Below are 17,639 nucleotides of genomic sequence, written 5' to 3'. Positions count from 1 at the left end.
GCGCCCTTAGCTCAGTTGGTAGAGCAACTGACTCTTAATCAGTGGGTCTAGGGTTCGAATCCCTAAGGGCGTACACTTTCATAAATTAGCAATTAGCACCCTTAGCTCAGTTGGTAGAGCAACTGACTCTTAATCAGTGGGTCTAGGGTTCGAATCCCTAAGGGTGTACAAGAAAACAGACAAGTAATTGATAAAATTGCTTGTCTGTTTTCTTATTTTATTATGTACGATAAATCCAGAAACAGGTTGCACTTCTGGCTCATACGCCAACTACTAAGTAGCCATAACTATTTTTCGGCAGCGAATTGCTTAATGCGTTGCTCTTCACTCAACTTACAAATCAACAATACTCCATCTTTTTCTGCAACAATAAAGCCATCCAAACCTTGAACGACAACCTTATTTGCTTCAGTCGCATGAACGATACAATTATGACTATCATGAAACTCAATATCTGTACCTATCGCACAGTTACCATAAAGATCCTTATGAGATTGCATCATCAGACTACCCCATGTTCCCAAATCACTCCAACCAAAATTGGCAGGACATACAAAGATCTCCTCCGCTTTCTCCATGATAGCATAATCTACGGAGATATTCTCACATTCCGGATATTGCTCATCAATCATCACCTGCTCTTCAGCTGTTCCATAGATAGGCAATAAACGCTCAAACACCTTTGATAAAGATGGTTGATAAACACGAAAGGCGTTTACTATCGTTTCAACACTCCAAATAAAGATTCCCGCATTCCAAAAATAGTTATTTTGGCGAATATAACGAGTTGCCGTTTGAATATCAGGCTTTTCTCTGAATGAGTCTACCCGGAAAATCTCTTTGTTCCGTGGCGACCTTGCCGTAAGATCAGCCTGAATATAACCATACCCTGTCTCCGGCCGATTGGGACGCATCCCAAGAGTAACAATAGCGTCTGTTTCTGCTGTAAAATTCAGACAAGACGTCACTACTCTCCTAAATTCAATCTCATCAACAACAATATGATCACTTGGCGTCACAACTACATTCGCATTAGGATCTTGCGACTTGATTTTCCAACTAACATACGCAATACAGGGCGCAGTATTTCTTCTACAGGGCTCCAATAAGATATGATCTTCAGAAACCTCCGGCAATTGGCTCTTTACTAAATCAAAATATTTTTTATTTGTTACGACCCATACATTAGCAGGATCACAGATACCATGAAATCTATAAAATGTTAATTGTAATAACGACTTCCCTACTCCCAAAATATCAATGAATTGTTTTGGTTTTTCGGATGTGCTCATTGGCCAAAATCGACTTCCGACCCCGCCTGCCATAATTACTAAGTGGTTATTCATATCTAAAAAAATAAATGTTAGCCCAAAGATATAAAATAATAACTAAAAAACATAATATCTGAATATATAAATTAAACTCTGGGGATATAATCAAGAAAATAGGTGAAAAAAGAGAGAAAGAAAACTAAAAAATCTCTTCCTCTTTATTATATAGATTATATAGGCATAACCTCATTATATAAGCATAACCTCTTCTCAAAAAACGAGTAAACTAAAACAAACTTAATTCTCCGTCATCAGATGGCGTAATATCCAAAGATTCTTCCATTTCATCTATTCCAAATTGGATCATCAACTGCTGTCCCTCGTTTATTTTAGTATTAATCTTATAAGTCCCCCGTCTTTCGCCATGAGCAATTAGTGACATTTTAGACTTCGAATTGAGTAAAAGATACTGAGACACATAAGTATATATATCATCATACATGACCACACAGAATAAACTATTCGAAGCATTGAAGACATGTTGAGCTATTTTTTTCACGCTCAATCCTTTCTCCCCCGCTTCTACAAGCACTTTAATTATCTCTCTGTCGTAAGTCATTTTGTATACAATAAAAAAGAGTTGCAACTCTATTTTGAATTACAACTCTTTGTTCTATCAATAAAGATCTAAATCTTATGCCAATGCAATAAGTCCATCTTCATCCTTCACCTTACCTTCCTTGAAAAGCCAACCTATACCAAGATAAGCTTCTTCAACGGTAATATTGGCCAATTTCGCAATATTTGCCACACTAAGAGCCTTTCCTGCAGCTGCAAGAGTCTGATAAACATCACCTGCACGGAATCCAACGCTTTCAGCATTAACCACTGCTACTACTTCTGCTTTCTTTGCGACTGTTTTCTTAGGAGCAACCTTTTTTGTTGTAGTCTTAGCTGCCGCAGCCTTCGTTGTTACTTTTTTTTCTGCCATAATTCGTAATATTTAATACATCTAATGCTATTAGAATCACCATGTAATTACGACTGCAAAATTAGTACATTAATTTCTAATTATAGACTTAATCACACAAAAAAGTAACGATTTCAAAGAGTCCGTAGCTATGTTTAGTCGTTTTCTTGACTTAAATCAACCTTTATTTGAAGTTCTTCGAGCTGTTTTGAATCAATCTCGCCAGGCGCATCAAGCATCACATCTCGTCCATTATTATTCTTGGGGAAAGCAATACAATCACGAATGCTATCAAGTCCGGCCATGATACTAACAAAACGATCCAAACCAAATGCCAACCCGGCATGGGGCGGCGCGCCATATTTGAAAGCATTCATCAGGAATCCGAATTGAGCTTCTGCACGCTCTTTGGTAAAGCCTAAGACTTCAAACATTCGTTCTTGGAGTTGGGTATCATGAATTCTCAATGAACCACCTCCAACTTCAATGCCATTGCAAACAAAATCATAAGCTTTTGCACGTACTTGCTCCGGATGTTCATCCAACAATTCCAAGTCATCGGGATTAGGCATCGTGAAAGGATGATGAGTTGCCATAAGTCGATTTTCTTCTTCGCTCCACTCAAAAAGAGGAAAATCTACAATCCACAAACACTTGAAAGTATTCTTATCACGAAGACCGAGCCTATCCCCCATTTCCAAACGAAGAGAACAAAGCTGGATTCGTGTTCTATTAGCATTGTCACCACTTAAAATCAATATCAGGTCTCCATCTTTAGCGTTCATCTTCTGCTTGATGACCATGAAATCTTCGTGTGTATAGAACTTATCCAGACTACTCTTGACAGTCCCGTCTGCATTATATTTAATATAGACAAGTCCTTTGGCTCCAATTTGAGGGCGCTTCACGAAATCCGTCAATTCATTCAATTGTTTCCTGCTGTATTCAGCACAGTCCGGCACACATATACCACCTATATATTTAGCCTCGTCAAAGACAGAGAAAGAGCCTCTGCCCTCAAACGTGTCTTTCAATTCGACGAATTCCATTCCAAAACGCAAATCAGGCTTATCACTGCCAAAGCGCTTCATTGCCTCAGCCCATGCCATTTGCTCCAACTTAGGAAGCTCTACACCACGAATTTCCTTAAACAGGAATCGTGCCATCTCTTCGAATAGGTTAATAACATCATCTTGATCTACGAAACTCATCTCACAGTCGATTTGCGTAAACTCAGGCTGGCGGTCCGCACGCAAATCTTCATCACGAAAACATTTTGCGATTTGAAAATATCGATCAAAGCCTGCAACCATAAGAAGCTGTTTCAATGTTTGCGGACTTTGGGGCAAGGCGTAAAATTGCCTGGGATTCATTCGACTGGGAACTACAAAGTCACGAGCGCCTTCGGGGGTGCTACCTATAAGAATAGGCGTTTCCACTTCTATGAAATTATGACTATCAAGAAAGTTGCGGATAAGAATCGTCATGCGATGTCGCAATTCCAAATTCTTTCTTACCACAGAACGCCGCAAATCCAAATAACGATACTTCATTCTGATATCATCACCGCCGTCAGAATGATCTTCAATTGTAAATGGCGGTATCAAACTACTTGAAAGAACAACCAGCTTGTCTGCTATAATTTCAATATCACCGGTAGCTATTTTATCATTTTTATTAGATCTTTCATTAACCCGACCACATACTTGAATACAGAATTCCCGGCCCAACTTATTAGCTTTTTCGCAAAGATCTTTATCAACAGACTCGTTGAAAACCAATTGGGTGATACCATATCTGTCGCGCAAATCGACAAATGTCATACCACCCATTTTCCTGGTGCGCTGAACCCAGCCTGCCAAGGTTACTTCCTTCCCTGCATCAGAGAGTCTCAACTCACCGCAAGTATTTGTTCTATACATTTTTTAATATATTGATTTAACGCAAAAGTAATACAAAAATCCCGAACAATAAAGGAATGCCGTGGAAATAATACAAAATAATGTTAAGCCTTAACAATGCTTTTAAATTAAATATTAACTTTGCAGTCAAATAGTTAACTACAATATATAAATTACATAAACGAGTTGATTATGAAAAAAGTTATTATATTTATAACAATTTGGATCGCTTCCGCTTCTATTGCTTTCGCGCAGCAACAAGCCGATATCAAATTCGACAAATTAGTACATGATTTTGGTACATTCTCTGAGAGTAATCCTATTCAAAAATGTACATTTGTCTTTACCAATACAGGAAATGCGCCCCTCATCATTAATCAGGCAATAGCCAGTTGTGGATGTGCGATACCTTCATATACGAAAGCTCCTATTAAACCAGGCGAAAAAGGGAAAATTGATGTTACTTACAATGGGAAAGGCAAATTTCCCGGGCATTTTAAAAAGAGTATTACCATTCGGACAAACGGTGCTACCGAAATGACAAGGCTATACATCGAAGGCACGATGAACGAGGATGCAAAATTAAGATGATCTTTTATTTTTCCGCCACAGGAAATTCTCGTTGGGCCGCAAATAAATTATCACAACTTCTACACGATAAAATCATTTTTATACCTGCAGCCCTCAAAGGTGACTGCAGGTATAATATTTTACAAGAAGAGTCTGTTGGATTCGTATTCCCGGTACATGGCTGGCGTCCTCCCAAAATAGTGAGAGAGTTCATTGCAAAGCTACAAATCACGTCAGAAGACCTGTCTCACCATTACACTTATGCCGTAATAACAGCAGGTGATGATATTGGCATGACCATCAGTATTTTAGAAAAGGATCTTTCATATAAAGATTTAAAGCTCAATAGCGCCTTTTCTCTCATTATGCCGGAGTCCTACGTAGGACTTCCTTTTATGGATGTAGACACTGCAGAGGTCGTAAAACAAAAAAAGCGTGAAGCCTCAGAACAGCTATTCTCCATAGCAGAGTCTATTTCAAAACATTTGAACATATTCCAAATAAAACGTGGTAATTGGCCAAGATTTAAAAGTTACGTAATTGGACAATATTTCGTAAAACATCTGGTTACCGACAAACGCTTTTGGGTAGATAAAGATAAATGTGTCAAATGTGGAATCTGCGCGAATGTCTGCCCTGTTGACGACATAGAAGGGGGCCACGGCAAAATACCCATTTGGCTTCATCATCCATCGTGTCTCACATGTTTCAACTGCTATCACCATTGCCCACATCATGCCATTGAATTTGGGCGTTTTACCAAGAACAAAGGACAATATTTTTATACTTAAAGAAAAAAAATATGAAAAGAACTCTTTCTATACTACTATTATTTACATTGTCATCAATAATCGTATTTGCTGACCATCCGGTGAAAGTAGTAAACAAATTCGGCCAATTAGTTTCGCCTCCGGTCGTAGGAACAGAAGAGAGCAAAGAGATTATTCCTAACAGATGTGAAACGGGAAGAGCTCTGTTACAGACACGAGCAATCATTGGCAAGAATCGTTATATCCCAACAAATTTAGGAGCTGCTACCACCATACGCATTCCGGTCATCTTGGCAGCCTTTCAAGACCAAAACTTTACTATCAATCAAGTAAAGACTGCGTTTGAGCAATTTTTTAATAAGATGGAGCCTTTGGATGATTTTGGCAATAACAACAACAAGAATAACGGGAGTGTAAAATCATATTTCAAAGATATGAGTAACGGGGCCTTTAATCTGCAATTTGATATCTATGGCCCGGTCACGCTTCCCCAAAAGACAGGATACTATGGCGGAAGCAATCCTAACAATTCTTCAGATGAAAAGAGAGACGAAATGGTAGCCGACGCTGTCAATCTTATCAAAGGCTCAGTCTCAGATGCCTCTATATATGACGCCAACAACGATGGGGTTATCGACTGTGTCTATGTGGTCTACGCAGGATTAGGACAAAATAACGGCGGTCAAGCCAATACGGTCTGGGCCTGCACGTCTACTGTAAATGGAGCTTTGGGAGATAAAAAATTAGGCTTTTATAGTATTTGTGCAGAATTACAACCATACAAAGTCAAGAAAGAATCAGATGCCATGTGCATTACGGGAATAGGTGTATCATGTCATGAATTATCACACGCGATGGGCCTGCCCGATATTTATCCACTAACCCATACTTCCGGCTACAAGCAACATAATCAAAATATGGAGTACTGGGACCTTATGGATGGAGGAGAATATAAAGCAAACGGCTGGTACCCTACCGCTTATACCGCGTGGGAGAAATCACAAATGGGCTGGCAAGTGGATATTCAAGAGCTAAATTCTTCGCAGCATGTCAGTATGCCCAAAACAACAGTCGACCAAGGGCGCGTCTATAAAATTCCTAACAGCCATGATCCTAATGAATACTTCTTATTGGAAAACATTCAAAACGAAGGCTGGAATTATGGAGGACAGAATGCGCATGGCCTATTAATATACCATGTCTGCTTTCCTACCCCCGATACCTATATGTCCATGAGCGTAAATGGTGTTAAGGGAAAACCCAACATGGCCGTTGTTCCCGCAGATGGCCGTTGCTATTCTTATGATCTTTTACCCAATAACAGTCAAGCGAAAAAGATTTACTACCAAGAACTCGCCGGCGATCCATTTCCCGGAAGCAGCAACACGGGGGAACTGACCGACCTTTCCAATATCCCTAATTTCTATTGGTATACGCAAGATGGCTCTGCGGAAAAGGCCCTTCTCAATCCGGATTATTTCAAAACAGATTTGGCTTTAAAGAACATTACCGAGACAGATGGAACCATTTCCTTCGATTTTTACAAAAACATATCTACCGGTATCTCTCCCACTCCCAAATATAATTTATGGAATTCTTCCATTTACAATTTAAATGGAAACTATATGGGCAAAGATCTACAGAAACTTCCGCGAGGAATATATGTTGTTAATGGAAAGAAAATTATAATTCCTTGATATAGCTGAACTTAAGTTTAGACATTCGGCAAGTTTCCCCTTCGATTTTTCATCGTGGGCAAATCAACTTTCAAAAGGGCTGCTTTTGCGTTGTAAAAGCATAGCTTTTACCGCCTAAAAGCATAGCTTTGATCATGCAAAAGCATAGCTATTGAAAACGCATAACTATGCTTTTTATTTTTATGCGAACGACCACTATGATTCATCGTTCAATTTAACTTCGATTAGGTGTGATGAAATTATGGTTCATCCGACATTTGGAGTGATAGTATGAATTAAAAAGAAGAAAACCGCTAAACATTTTGTATATTTGAATAAGCACCAACAAATATACAGTTATGAACAGCGGTTTTCTATATCATGCGTGGGGTCTATACAACCACAAATGCACTCGTGAGGAATAAGGTAACACAATTATTCATGTTGCGTATAGCCCCGCAGGTTACACAGATATGACCTCATTCTTTATGATACAAATGTAAGTTCTTCTTTTTCCGGATTTTTTCCAATAGAAATTGTATGCCCTTGTTCTATTCTACCATTTAAGATACATTCACAAAGTCCATCCTCAATATAATTTTGGATAGCACGCTTTAGTGGACGAGTCCCAAACTGAACATCATACCCTTTGGTTGCAACAAATTCTTTTGCCTCTTCAGTAATCGAGATGTCATATCCCATTGCGTGAATGCGCTTGAAAAGTCCTTTCAACTCCAAGTCAACAATCTGTTTGATTGCCGTTATATCAAGCTGGTCAAACGTGATAATCTCATCCAAACGATTGATAAACTCAGGGGCGAACTGCTTACTTAGACTTTTCTGAATCACTCTACGAGCATACTCTTTATCCTTTTCACCGACACTTAGTCCATCCATACTGACAGCGTTGAATCCAATACCTCGCCCAAACTCCTTCAACTGGCGCGTACCGGCATTGGAAGTCATGATAATTACAGTATTTCTGAAATCAACAAGCCGACCATTACCATCCGTAAGTCTACCTTCGTCTAAAACTTGCAAAAGTATATTAAACACATTGCCATGAGCCTTCTCTATTTCATCAAGCAGGATTATTGAATAAGGGTGACGACGAACTTTCTCTGTCAGTTGTCCGCCCTCTTCATAGCCAACATATCCGGGAGGCGCTCCGACCAACCTTGACACATTAAAGCTCTCCGTATACTCACTCATATCAATTCTGATCAAAGCGTCAGTAGAGCCAAACATATATTCTGCCAACTTTTTGGCCAAGTATGTCTTACCAACACCGGTAGGTCCTAAAAACATAAAAGCCCCTATAGGATGATTTGGCTCTTTCAGTCCTACCCGATTTCTCTGAATTGCTTTCACCACTTTTTCTATGGCAGTATCCTGGGCAATGATATCATGCTTCAATTCAGCAGCCATCGTCACCAAACGAGCGCTTTCGGCTTCTGCCATCCGTTGAACCGGCACCCCTGTCATCATGGAAACGACATCAGCTACATCATCCGCGGTCACTTCCTGTAGATTATTATTATCGGCAGCCATCCAATGATCATTAAGTTGGGCCAGCTCTGCCTCTATCTGCGTTTGCCTATCACGATAACTGGCTGCCAATTCAAAATTTTGATTTTTAACAGCAGAATGCTTTTTCTGCTTAACCACTTCTATTTCTTTCTCCTTCTCCTCTATTTCCGGAGGTAAGATCGCATGCCTTAAATGCAATCTGGCACCCACCTCATCCAACACGTCAATCGCCTTATCCGGGAAAAAACGATCTGTTACGTATCGCTCTGTCAATTTGACACATGCACGCAAAGCCTCATCAACATATTTCACATGATGATGTTTCTCATAACGTTCCTTTATATTTCTAAGTATTTCCAAAGTTTCGTCTGAAGAAGTTGGCTCGACCAAAACCTTTTGAAAACGACGTTCCAATGCTCCGTCCTTCTCTATGCTGTTACGGTATTCATCCAATGTTGTAGCGCCAATACACTGGATTGTTCCGCGGGCGAGAGCCGGCTTCATAATATTAGCAGCATCCATACTACCCGGCGTACTTCCGGCACCTATCAAGGTGTGGATTTCATCAATAAAAACGATAATCTCCGGATTCTGCTCCAGCTCTTTCAGTAAAGTACGAATACGCTCTTCAAATTGTCCTCGATATTTCGTACCCGCAACGATAGCCGTCATATCAAGAGAAACAACACGACGATTAAAAAGCATTGGACTTGTATGATGTTTTCTAATCTGCTGTGCCAATCCTTCAACGATCGCGCTTTTTCCGACTCCTGGCTCACCTATTAAAATAGGATTGTTCTTTTTCCGACGACAAAGAATCTCCGTTATCCGTTGTATTTCTTTCTCCCGACCGACAACAGGATCAAGCTTACCTGTAGCGGCTAACTGCGTCAAATCGGTAGAAAAATTATCCAACATAGGTGTTTTACCCGTAGACTGCGTGCGTGTATGGGTGGTCGAAGAGTGAGCAGAAGAAGTTCCCTGACCCTGCTTTTCATTATGCCCATCCTCCACTTCGTCGTCTTCATCCGACAACTCCAAATCATCCTGAAAATCATTTTCAGGCCTGTGTAATAATGATAAAATATCTTCGTAATCCATATGATTTAACTCCAACACCTGCTTAGCTCCATTATCCATTTTATCATGTAAAATGGCCAATAACAGGTGCTGCACATCAACCATTGCAGAATGTTGCATTCGAGCTTCCAAGACAGCTAATTTCAAAATTTTACTCGCATTTTCATTTAAAACCAATTCACTTGTAATAATAGGCTTAGTCAAGTTTTCATCTCGAACTTTATCTTCTAATTCCCCCTTAACAAGTTGAGTATTGATATTTAATCTGCAGAATATGTCATTGATAAGACCGCCTTTCTCTCGAATCATTCCCAGTAAAAGGTGTTCAGGCCCAACAGAGCTACTGGCTAATCGGGCAGCCTCTTCCCTACTGAAAGATAATATTTCTGATACTTTTGGCGAGAATTGATTAGTCATATATAAGTCTCCTTTTATTTAGTAACAAATTTTGATTTGCAAATTTCATGCCAAGACACGTATCTTTCTAATCCCTAAAGACTTACTAAATAACGCAAAAGTAAATCGAATTATCATTTTTAAATAAATATTTTTGTAACTTTGCGAAACGTAAAATTCATATATATATGATAGACTCTTCTGCCTTTCAAGGGAAAAAAGCAAAATATTATACACTCGGCTGCAAACTCAACTTTTCAGAAACTTCTACCTTTGAGCGGCTATTATCGGATATGGGAGTCAGGCAGGCTGAACGGAATGAACTTGCAGATATCTGCCTTATCAACACATGTTCTGTCACAGAAGTGGCCGATCATAAATGCCGACAGATAATCCATCGCATGGCAAGGGAAAATCCAGGCGCATTTGTTATCGTTACTGGTTGCTATGCCCAGTTATCTTCAAAGACTATCAGCAAAATTGAAGGAGTAGATCTTGTTCTTGGATCTAACGAAAAAGCCAACCTTATACAATATTTAAATGATGCGTTTATCGGACAGAAAACCGACCATCATCTTCATCTGTACCATGCAGAGAAAACGAAAGATATCAAAACTTTTGCGCCAAGTTGTTCTAAAGGTAATAGAACACGCTATTTCCTAAAAGTGCAAGATGGATGTAACTATTTCTGTACCTATTGCACAATCCCCTACGCAAGAGGTTTCTCGAGGAATCCTCCCATCGATTTCCTTGTACAACAAGCCCGACAAGCTGCTAAGGAGGGAGGAAAAGAAATTGTAATAACAGGCGTTAACATTGGAGATTTCGGAGAAACGACCCATGAGAAATTTATAGATTTAGTAAAAGAACTAGACAAGATAGAAGAGATCAAAAGGTTTAGAATCAGCTCATTAGAGCCAGATTTGTGTGAGGATGAACTTATTGATTATTGTGCCACTTCAAGAGCATTCATGCCCCACTTTCATATTCCTTTACAAAGTGGCAGCGACGAAGTTTTAAAATTAATGTACCGCCGCTATGACAAAGCCCTTTTTGCGCATAAGATCAATCTCATCAAAGCCAAAATGCCTCACGCTTTCATCGGAGTAGACGTAATGGTTGGCTGCCGGGGAGAAAAGGAAGAATATTTTGAAGAATGTTATGAATTTCTTCAATCACTACCCATAACGCAACTACATGTATTCCCGTATTCAGAACGGCCTGGTACAAGCGCGCTTTCGATTCCTCATGTCGTAACAGACAAAGAAAAGAAAGAGCGGTCTAAACGGTTACTGGAACTCAGTGATAAGAAAACAGAAGAATTTTATGCGCAATTTATAGGAAAAGAAGCGGAAGTTCTATTTGAGAAAGCCGGCAAAGGAAAACGTATGCATGGATTTACTTCCAACTATATAAGAGTAGAGCTGCCTGCCATTGTAGCTAAAGAAGAATATGACAATCAACTTATAAAAGTCAAGCTTAAAAATTTTAATTTCAACAAATCTGCCTTAATTGCAGAAATTATCTAAGCACATTCATATGAAGAAAGACACTGTAATTGTTATTCTTAACTGGAATGGTCAAAAAATGCTTGCCCAATATCTCAGAACCGTTGAGAACTATTCCAGGGATGAAGCTGATATTGTTGTCGCAGATAATGCTTCTACTGATAATTCTATAGATTATCTACGCCGCAATCACCCCAATATCGGTATTATCATTTTCGATAAGAATTGGGGGTTTGCAGAAGGCTATAATCGTGCTTTACGCCAGTTAGAGGGTTATAAATACTATGTCTTATTAAATTCGGACGTCAAAGTCACCCATCATTGGCTTACACCGCTTCTTGAATTTATGGACGCACACGAAGAGGTGGCTGCCTGTCAACCTAAACTTTTGTCCATGCGAAATCCGGAAATGTTTGAATACGCTGGCGCTGCCGGAGGTTTTTTAGACAAATATGGATATCCTTTTTGCAGAGGACGAATATTTGACAGTACAGAAATGGATACAGGACAGTACGATCAGAATGTTAGTATTTTATGGGCCACGGGAGCATGTCTCATGATCAGATCTGCTGCGTACTGGGAAGCAGGGGGACTTGACACCAGATTTTTTGCCCATAGTGAAGAGATAGATCTTTGCTGGCGACTCCGATTGCTGGGTATGAAAATATTTTGTATTACAGATAGCATCGTATATCATGTCGGCGGAGGAACCCTTCCCCAAGGGAATCCTACGAAAACATTCCTGAATTTCCGGAACAATTTGACAATGCTTTATAAAAATCTTCCTGATAATGAGCTAAAACATGTCATGAAGGTCAGGTTGGTCTTAGATTATATAGCAGCCTTCTCTACCTTAATACTAAATCAAAATTTCAAAGACTTTCAAGCTATCCTCAAAGCGAGAAGAGCATTTAAGAAGTGGATACCGCTCTTTGAAGATGATCGTAAGCTTATTCAAAAATTATGTAAAGAAAAACATATCCCCGAACGCAAAGGCTATTCGATTTTATGGCAATACTATATTAAAAAGCGGCGTACCTTTACAGATATTCCCAATGGAGAATAAACGAACATAAACGAGCGTGTAATTACCTGGCAGCTTTCTTGTAATCCGCCTCTCGATGGTCCATAAAAAATAAGCTGTGTCAAGCTACTTATATTGCGGCTTGACACAGCTTATTTTACTCTCTCACTTTATAATTTTAATAATCTTCTTCATCACTCACATCTTCTGCTTCAAGATTTAAATCTTCCGGATTCTCATCGAAAGTCGTACGATAACTTTCTTCTATAAGCTTATCTTCATCAAAGGTATCATCTTCCTCTTCTGAATTACTGTAATGCTCTTCCTCTTCTTCCGGCAAATCCTCCTCACCCTCAAAATCAGTCACGTTTTCTTCTTCTTCTAACTCTTCTTCACTCTCAAACTTAACTTTAGGTCTCTCTAACTCCGGCTTTTCTTTTGCAAAGATAGCCTCAACCCATGAACCTTTGGGAATTTCTAATACTTCAAAACCATCTTTTACTTTCTTTTCATACATGCCGCCGGCTTTATGAAGTCTGTTGCTCGGAAGCGTTGTTGTACTTATATCGAAGCCGCTTTCGATAATATCTTGTATGCTCTGTGAGAGGCTATCCCATCCTCCTCCAAAATTTCTGTCAAGAACTTCGATGAGTTTTGAGGCAGAGATGTGGTGTATATTCTCATAAGTGAGATCTGTAACCCTCATAATAGGCTTTTTCTTAAGCGCAACTTTCGTTTTTGTATTTTCATCTAAACGAATAATGCCTATTTTATATCCCCGTGCCTCAAGTTTGCTAATGACTTCGGGCTTGTCGTTTTTTATCTCTTCAATGTCATAGGCACTTCTGATAATATCTGTGTAGTGCCGTATATTATCTTTGAGATCAATATCCTTTTCGGCAGCTTCCCACATCCTGAATACATCATTTTCTTGTGTGTCCCATACATTACTTTTATTTATCGTTTTGAGTGTCAAAGCTTTTAGTTCTTTCATACTTAAAATCTATATATCATTTGCTGCAAAAGTATATACTTTGCCCCATATTCACAAACTTTTATAGATTAAATTTTGCTCATCAATTATATATTTTCTATTTTTGTATTCATAATGATGACTGAACCTTTAGCAGAAAGAATGCGCCCCAAGACCTTAGATGATTATGTCGGTCAGGCACATTTGGTGGGTATTAATGGCGTGCTTAGAAAGATGATTGATTCCGGGCACGTGTCATCTTTTATCCTCTGGGGGCCTCCCGGAGTTGGCAAGACAACGTTAGCTCAAATTATTGCTAACAAATTAGAAACTCCGTTCTATACACTTAGCGCGGTAACGAGCGGAGTAAAAGACGTTCGAGAGGTGATAGAACGAGCCAAGAACAATCGCTTTTTTACTGCCCAGTCTCCAATACTTTTTATTGATGAAATTCATCGGTTTAGCAAATCACAACAAGACTCTTTGTTGGGAGCGGTAGAACATGGCATTGTTACTTTAATTGGAGCGACAACAGAGAATCCTTCTTTTGAAGTGATTCGCCCCTTATTGTCAAGATGTCAGCTTTATGTTTTAAAGCCTTTAAACAAGGACGATTTATTAAAACTTCTTCAGAGAGCCATAAATGAAGATTTAAAGCTAAAGGAGAAACATATTGTTTTGAAAGAGACAGGTGCCTTCTTCCGTTATAGTGGGGGTGATGCCCGTAAATTGTTGAATATTCTGGAGTTGGTCGTTGAGTCTGCAGCGACTGTTAACATAGAGATTTCAGATGAGATCGTTGTTAATTGCCTGCAACAAAATCCTTTAGCTTATGATAAAGACGGCGAAATGCATTATGACATTATTTCCGCTTTTATAAAAAGTATAAGAGGTAGTGATCCTGACGCGGCACTTTATTGGATGGCTCGTATGATACAAGGTGGAGAGGATCCTCAGTTTATAGCAAGACGACTTATCATTAGTGCCGCGGAAGATATAGGATTAGCCAATCCAAACGCTTTGCTACTTGCCAATGCCGCTTTTGACGCGGTGATGAAAATAGGCTGGCCTGAAGGACGTATCCCACTGGCTGAAGCCACAGTATATCTTGCTACAAGTCCCAAAAGTAATTCCGCGTATCAAGGTATCAGTAATGCGCTGCAAACGGTAGAACAGACGGGAAATTTACCTGTACCTTTGCATCTGAGAAATGCCCCAACGGCCCTCATGGCTCAATTAAATTACCACGATGGCTACAAATATAGCCATGATTATCCGGATAACTTTGTAAAACAACAGTATTTGCCTGATGAAATAAAGACACAGCGAATTTGGCATGCCCAACATTCCGCAATAGAAGAAAAGCAATATCAGCAAATGCTTAAATTATGGGGGGACAGATATAAAGAACAATAGAAATACATAGAATGAAAATCGTTGAATTAGATGGCCATGCGGTCAATCCGGGAGATCTATCTTGGGACGGATTGAAAGATTTTGGAGAGTTGGTTGTATATCCAAGAACTCCGGCAGAGAAGGTTGTTGAACGTGCACAGGGAGCGGAAATAATATTAGTGAATAAGGTAAAGATTACGGAAGAGATATTGGATCAATTACCAACATTGCGCTATATTGGTATTTTAGCAACAGGGTATAATGTCGTAGATATTGACGCTGCAAAAAAACGAGGTATTATAGTTACAAATATACCTGCCTACAGTACAGACAGTGTTGCTCAAATGACATTTGCCCATATTCTTACAGTTTTTAATAGGGTTGAGCATTATGCCAGCCAGACACGGAAAGGCCGGTGGAGTTCTAATCCTGACTTTTGCTATTGGGACACCCCGCTTTACGAGTTGGCCGGAAAAACACTGGGAATTGTCGGAATGGGAAATATTGGTAAGAAAGTAGCCTGTATTGCTCTTAATTTCGGCATGGATGTTTTCGCCTTCACCAGTAAGAATGCGACAGAACTTCCTGCCGGAGTCCAAAAGACAACCTTCGAAGGGCTACTTTCTGTTAGCGATATACTCAGTTTACATTGTCCTCTAACACCTTCCACGCATTATTTGATTAATCATGACACATTGCAAAAAATGAAGAAGAACGCGATTCTTGTGAATACAGGGCGAGGGGCTCTTATCGAGGAAAGTGCTGTAGCAGAAGCTCTGGAGCAAGGTCGGTTGGGGGCTTATTGCGCAGATGTAATGACAGAAGAACCTCCTTCTGCAAACAATCCTTTATTCGCACAGCCCAATGCCTTTATCACACCTCATATTGCCTGGGCTACTTTTGAAGCCAGAAAACGGTTAATAGAAATTTGTATTTCAAATGTCAGAGCCTATATAGAAGGACACCCTATAAATGTTGTAAACTCTTAGTTATATAAAGATGGATACATTTAGCGCAATGTTTTATCATGATCCTAATTTTGTTCATACGATACAGCAAATTATAGAATTTGTGGGGACATTAGCTTTTGCCATCTCCGGAATACGGCATGCCGCCTCCAAGCATTTTGATTGGTTTGGTGGCTTTGTCTGTGGTTTTGCCGTTGCAATCGGTGGTGGCACTATCCGTGATGTGATGTTGGGAGTAACACCGTTCTGGATGACATCAGCATTATATATAGGCTGTACATTTCTCGCGCAGGCGTTAGTAATATTATTTGCCAAGTCCTTGAAGAGGTTGGACAACGCGTGGTTTGTATTCGACACGTTAGGCCTGGCTTTATTTACCATTGCAGGAATCCAGAAGACGTTACAATGCGATCATCCAATGTGGATAGCCATCATTATGGGATGTATTACAGGCGCGGCCGGAGGTGTTATCCGCGATGTCTTGTTAAATAAAGAGCCTGTTATCTTTCAGAAAGAAATATACGCAATGGCAAGTGTTTCGGGTGGTACACTTTATTGGCTGATGATCAGTATCGGAATCAATATCGCTGTTACGGTAGTTTCTACATTCCTCCTTATCTGTTTGATCAGATACCTTGCGGTACGATATCATATTTCTTTACCTATATTAAAGGGTGAGGAATAATTTAGGCCCAGCGGAAATTCAGTGAGGGCAGGTGTTTTCAAGTGACGAAGCAAATAAAAGCCTCCCCACCCTTTGCTTCACCTTGCTACGCAAATAGCGACCTTCGGTCCAACACAACTGAAAAGAGAACCTACCCCTACCATTGCTTTGCTTTTCCCTTCGGCCAGCGATTTGCAATTACCTCGCTCCGCGAACAGCGACCTTCGGTTCCCAAAGGGAGGGAGAACTAACTGAAGAGTGTGAAATGCGAAAAGGTAAGCTATCTACATTTCACACTTCGCACTCTATTTTACATTTCACGCTTCCTATTTCCCACTTAGCTTTATGTCTTTCTTGGCCGCTTGCGGCCCTTATGTCTTTGTTCCTCACAGCCTGAAAAATATATTTTTATGTCTTTATGTCCTTAAAAACAACATAAGAAAAATATGTCTTTATGTCAAAAAATACATGCGAAGAATATGTTCTTATGTCCTTAAAAACAGCATAAGAAAAAACATGTTCTTATGTCTTCACCCTGAATAATCTTTACATCCACCATCAAAAAAGTGGCATTATTCTGAAAAAGAAAAGAGTTGGGCGAAAATAAGCGATTTTAGAGCAACTTTATAGAGCTCTGATTATCAACATGTTGCGTTTTCAAGGGTGTTTTCTCTTCGCTTTTTTACCTTTAATAGCTATGCTTTTAGGCTATAATCGCAGCCCTTTCACCGGCTAAAAGCTATGCTTTGGCGGGGTAATCGCTGTGCTTTGAGCCGATAAAAGGATAGCTTTGGGCATGAAAGAGTATCAAAATCGGTAAATCGAAAGGCTTTTTCGGCGCGCCGGCAGCCGGATGACGTGTTGCGGAAGTGTTAAAATAATGCGATTTTTTCTAACAAAATCACGGAGTTAAGATGGGATTACAAGTGATGAAGCAGCAAGC

General features: G+C 39.7%; 14 protein-coding genes and 2 tRNA genes. 10 read left to right on the top strand and 6 right to left on the bottom strand.

Annotated features, from left to right (window positions below; genetic code table 11):
- Positions 1-73: transfer RNA gene (locus JHU38_RS02705), tRNA-Lys, on the top strand.
- 22 nt (positions 74-95) lie between these two features.
- Positions 96-168 (top strand) — tRNA-Lys (locus JHU38_RS02700).
- 119 nt (positions 169-287) lie between these two features.
- Here JHU38_RS02700 and JHU38_RS02695 read toward each other — a convergent pair.
- The 4 genes from JHU38_RS02695 to aspS form a co-directional block, all read right to left on the bottom strand.
- Positions 288-1,346, bottom strand: a complete 1,059-nt coding sequence (locus tag JHU38_RS02695; RefSeq protein ID WP_107582571.1) for a mannose-1-phosphate guanylyltransferase — start codon at positions 1,344-1,346, stop codon at positions 288-290.
- 211 nt (positions 1,347-1,557) lie between these two features.
- Complete coding sequence (locus tag JHU38_RS02690) at positions 1,558-1,890, bottom strand: hypothetical protein (RefSeq protein WP_107582572.1); 333 nt, start codon at positions 1,888-1,890, stop codon at positions 1,558-1,560.
- Between the two features lie 75 nt (positions 1,891-1,965).
- Complete coding sequence (locus JHU38_RS02685; protein ID WP_107582573.1) at positions 1,966-2,262, bottom strand: winged helix-turn-helix domain-containing protein; 297 nt, start codon at positions 2,260-2,262, stop codon at positions 1,966-1,968.
- Between the two features lie 134 nt (positions 2,263-2,396).
- On the bottom strand, positions 2,397-4,163 hold the full coding sequence (aspS, locus tag JHU38_RS02680; protein ID WP_107582574.1) for an aspartate--tRNA ligase: 1,767 nt from the start codon (positions 4,161-4,163) through the stop codon (positions 2,397-2,399).
- Between the two features lie 171 nt (positions 4,164-4,334).
- On the opposite strand from aspS, the gene JHU38_RS02675 reads away from it, so the two are divergent.
- From JHU38_RS02675 to JHU38_RS02665, 3 genes are read left to right on the top strand one after another with little or no spacing between them, the layout of a single operon-like run.
- The gene (locus JHU38_RS02675; RefSeq protein ID WP_107582575.1) at positions 4,335-4,733 is read left to right on the top strand and encodes a DUF1573 domain-containing protein; all 399 of its coding nucleotides are present in this window, start codon (positions 4,335-4,337) and stop codon (positions 4,731-4,733) included.
- The gene (locus JHU38_RS02670) at positions 4,730-5,503 is read left to right on the top strand and encodes an EFR1 family ferrodoxin (protein ID WP_107582576.1); all 774 of its coding nucleotides are present in this window, start codon (positions 4,730-4,732) and stop codon (positions 5,501-5,503) included. The genes JHU38_RS02675 and JHU38_RS02670 overlap by 4 nt, the downstream gene beginning before the upstream one ends.
- A gap of 11 nt (positions 5,504-5,514) precedes the next feature.
- Positions 5,515-7,179: a M6 family metalloprotease domain-containing protein gene (locus tag JHU38_RS02665; protein ID WP_107582577.1), complete on the top strand. Its 1,665-nt coding sequence runs from the start codon at positions 5,515-5,517 to the stop codon at positions 7,177-7,179.
- Between the two features lie 465 nt (positions 7,180-7,644).
- Here JHU38_RS02665 and JHU38_RS02660 read toward each other — a convergent pair whose 3' ends face one another.
- Positions 7,645-10,185: an ATP-dependent Clp protease ATP-binding subunit gene (locus tag JHU38_RS02660; RefSeq protein WP_107582578.1), complete on the bottom strand. Its 2,541-nt coding sequence runs from the start codon at positions 10,183-10,185 to the stop codon at positions 7,645-7,647.
- Positions 10,186-10,352: 167 nt separating this feature from the next.
- Here JHU38_RS02660 and mtaB point away from each other — a divergent pair, with 167 nt between their 5' ends.
- Complete coding sequence (mtaB, locus tag JHU38_RS02655; RefSeq protein ID WP_107582579.1) at positions 10,353-11,693, top strand: tRNA (N(6)-L-threonylcarbamoyladenosine(37)-C(2))-methylthiotransferase MtaB; 1,341 nt, start codon at positions 10,353-10,355, stop codon at positions 11,691-11,693.
- A gap of 10 nt (positions 11,694-11,703) precedes the next feature.
- Positions 11,704-12,738, top strand: coding sequence for a glycosyltransferase family 2 protein (locus JHU38_RS02650; RefSeq protein ID WP_107582580.1), 1,035 nt, complete (start codon positions 11,704-11,706; stop codon positions 12,736-12,738).
- Between the two features lie 136 nt (positions 12,739-12,874).
- Here JHU38_RS02650 and JHU38_RS02645 read toward each other — a convergent pair whose 3' ends face one another.
- Positions 12,875-13,690, bottom strand: coding sequence for a hypothetical protein (locus tag JHU38_RS02645; protein ID WP_107582581.1), 816 nt, complete (start codon positions 13,688-13,690; stop codon positions 12,875-12,877).
- A 117-nt stretch (positions 13,691-13,807) separates the two neighbouring features.
- Between JHU38_RS02645 and JHU38_RS02640 the strand changes: the two genes are divergently transcribed.
- The 3 genes from JHU38_RS02640 to JHU38_RS02630 are packed head-to-tail and all read left to right on the top strand — an operon-like array spanning position 13,808 to position 16,717.
- Positions 13,808-15,085: a replication-associated recombination protein A gene (locus tag JHU38_RS02640; RefSeq protein ID WP_107583140.1), complete on the top strand. Its 1,278-nt coding sequence runs from the start codon at positions 13,808-13,810 to the stop codon at positions 15,083-15,085.
- 11 nt (positions 15,086-15,096) lie between these two features.
- The gene (locus tag JHU38_RS02635) at positions 15,097-16,053 is read left to right on the top strand and encodes a D-2-hydroxyacid dehydrogenase (protein WP_107582582.1); all 957 of its coding nucleotides are present in this window, start codon (positions 15,097-15,099) and stop codon (positions 16,051-16,053) included.
- Positions 16,054-16,081: 28 nt separating this feature from the next.
- Positions 16,082-16,717, top strand: a complete 636-nt coding sequence (locus tag JHU38_RS02630; protein WP_107583142.1) for a trimeric intracellular cation channel family protein — start codon at positions 16,082-16,084, stop codon at positions 16,715-16,717.
- Positions 16,718-17,639: the final 922 nt, after the last annotated feature.

This window comes from Prevotella illustrans (genome assembly GCF_017426725.1).
Taxonomy (GTDB): domain Bacteria; phylum Bacteroidota; class Bacteroidia; order Bacteroidales; family Bacteroidaceae; genus Prevotella; species Prevotella illustrans.
This window is presented reverse-complemented; position numbering and strand designations above follow the sequence as displayed.

Coding starts and splice junctions, on each gene's coding strand:
- JHU38_RS02695 (WP_107582571.1), bottom strand. CDS start 1,346: ATGAATAACCACTTAGTAATTATGGCAGGCGGGGTCGGAAGTCGATTT.
- JHU38_RS02690 (WP_107582572.1), bottom strand. CDS start 1,890: ATGACTTACGACAGAGAGATAATTAAAGTGCTTGTAGAAGCGGGGGAG.
- JHU38_RS02685 (WP_107582573.1), bottom strand. CDS start 2,262: ATGGCAGAAAAAAAAGTAACAACGAAGGCTGCGGCAGCTAAGACTACA.
- aspS (WP_107582574.1), bottom strand. CDS start 4,163: ATGTATAGAACAAATACTTGCGGTGAGTTGAGACTCTCTGATGCAGGG.
- JHU38_RS02675 (WP_107582575.1), top strand. CDS start 4,335: ATGAAAAAAGTTATTATATTTATAACAATTTGGATCGCTTCCGCTTCT.
- JHU38_RS02670 (WP_107582576.1), top strand. CDS start 4,730: ATGATCTTTTATTTTTCCGCCACAGGAAATTCTCGTTGGGCCGCAAAT.
- JHU38_RS02665 (WP_107582577.1), top strand. CDS start 5,515: ATGAAAAGAACTCTTTCTATACTACTATTATTTACATTGTCATCAATA.
- JHU38_RS02660 (WP_107582578.1), bottom strand. CDS start 10,185: ATGACTAATCAATTCTCGCCAAAAGTATCAGAAATATTATCTTTCAGT.
- mtaB (WP_107582579.1), top strand. CDS start 10,353: ATGATAGACTCTTCTGCCTTTCAAGGGAAAAAAGCAAAATATTATACA.
- JHU38_RS02650 (WP_107582580.1), top strand. CDS start 11,704: ATGAAGAAAGACACTGTAATTGTTATTCTTAACTGGAATGGTCAAAAA.
- JHU38_RS02645 (WP_107582581.1), bottom strand. CDS start 13,690: ATGAAAGAACTAAAAGCTTTGACACTCAAAACGATAAATAAAAGTAAT.
- JHU38_RS02640 (WP_107583140.1), top strand. CDS start 13,808: ATGACTGAACCTTTAGCAGAAAGAATGCGCCCCAAGACCTTAGATGAT.
- JHU38_RS02635 (WP_107582582.1), top strand. CDS start 15,097: ATGAAAATCGTTGAATTAGATGGCCATGCGGTCAATCCGGGAGATCTA.
- JHU38_RS02630 (WP_107583142.1), top strand. CDS start 16,082: ATGTTTTATCATGATCCTAATTTTGTTCATACGATACAGCAAATTATA.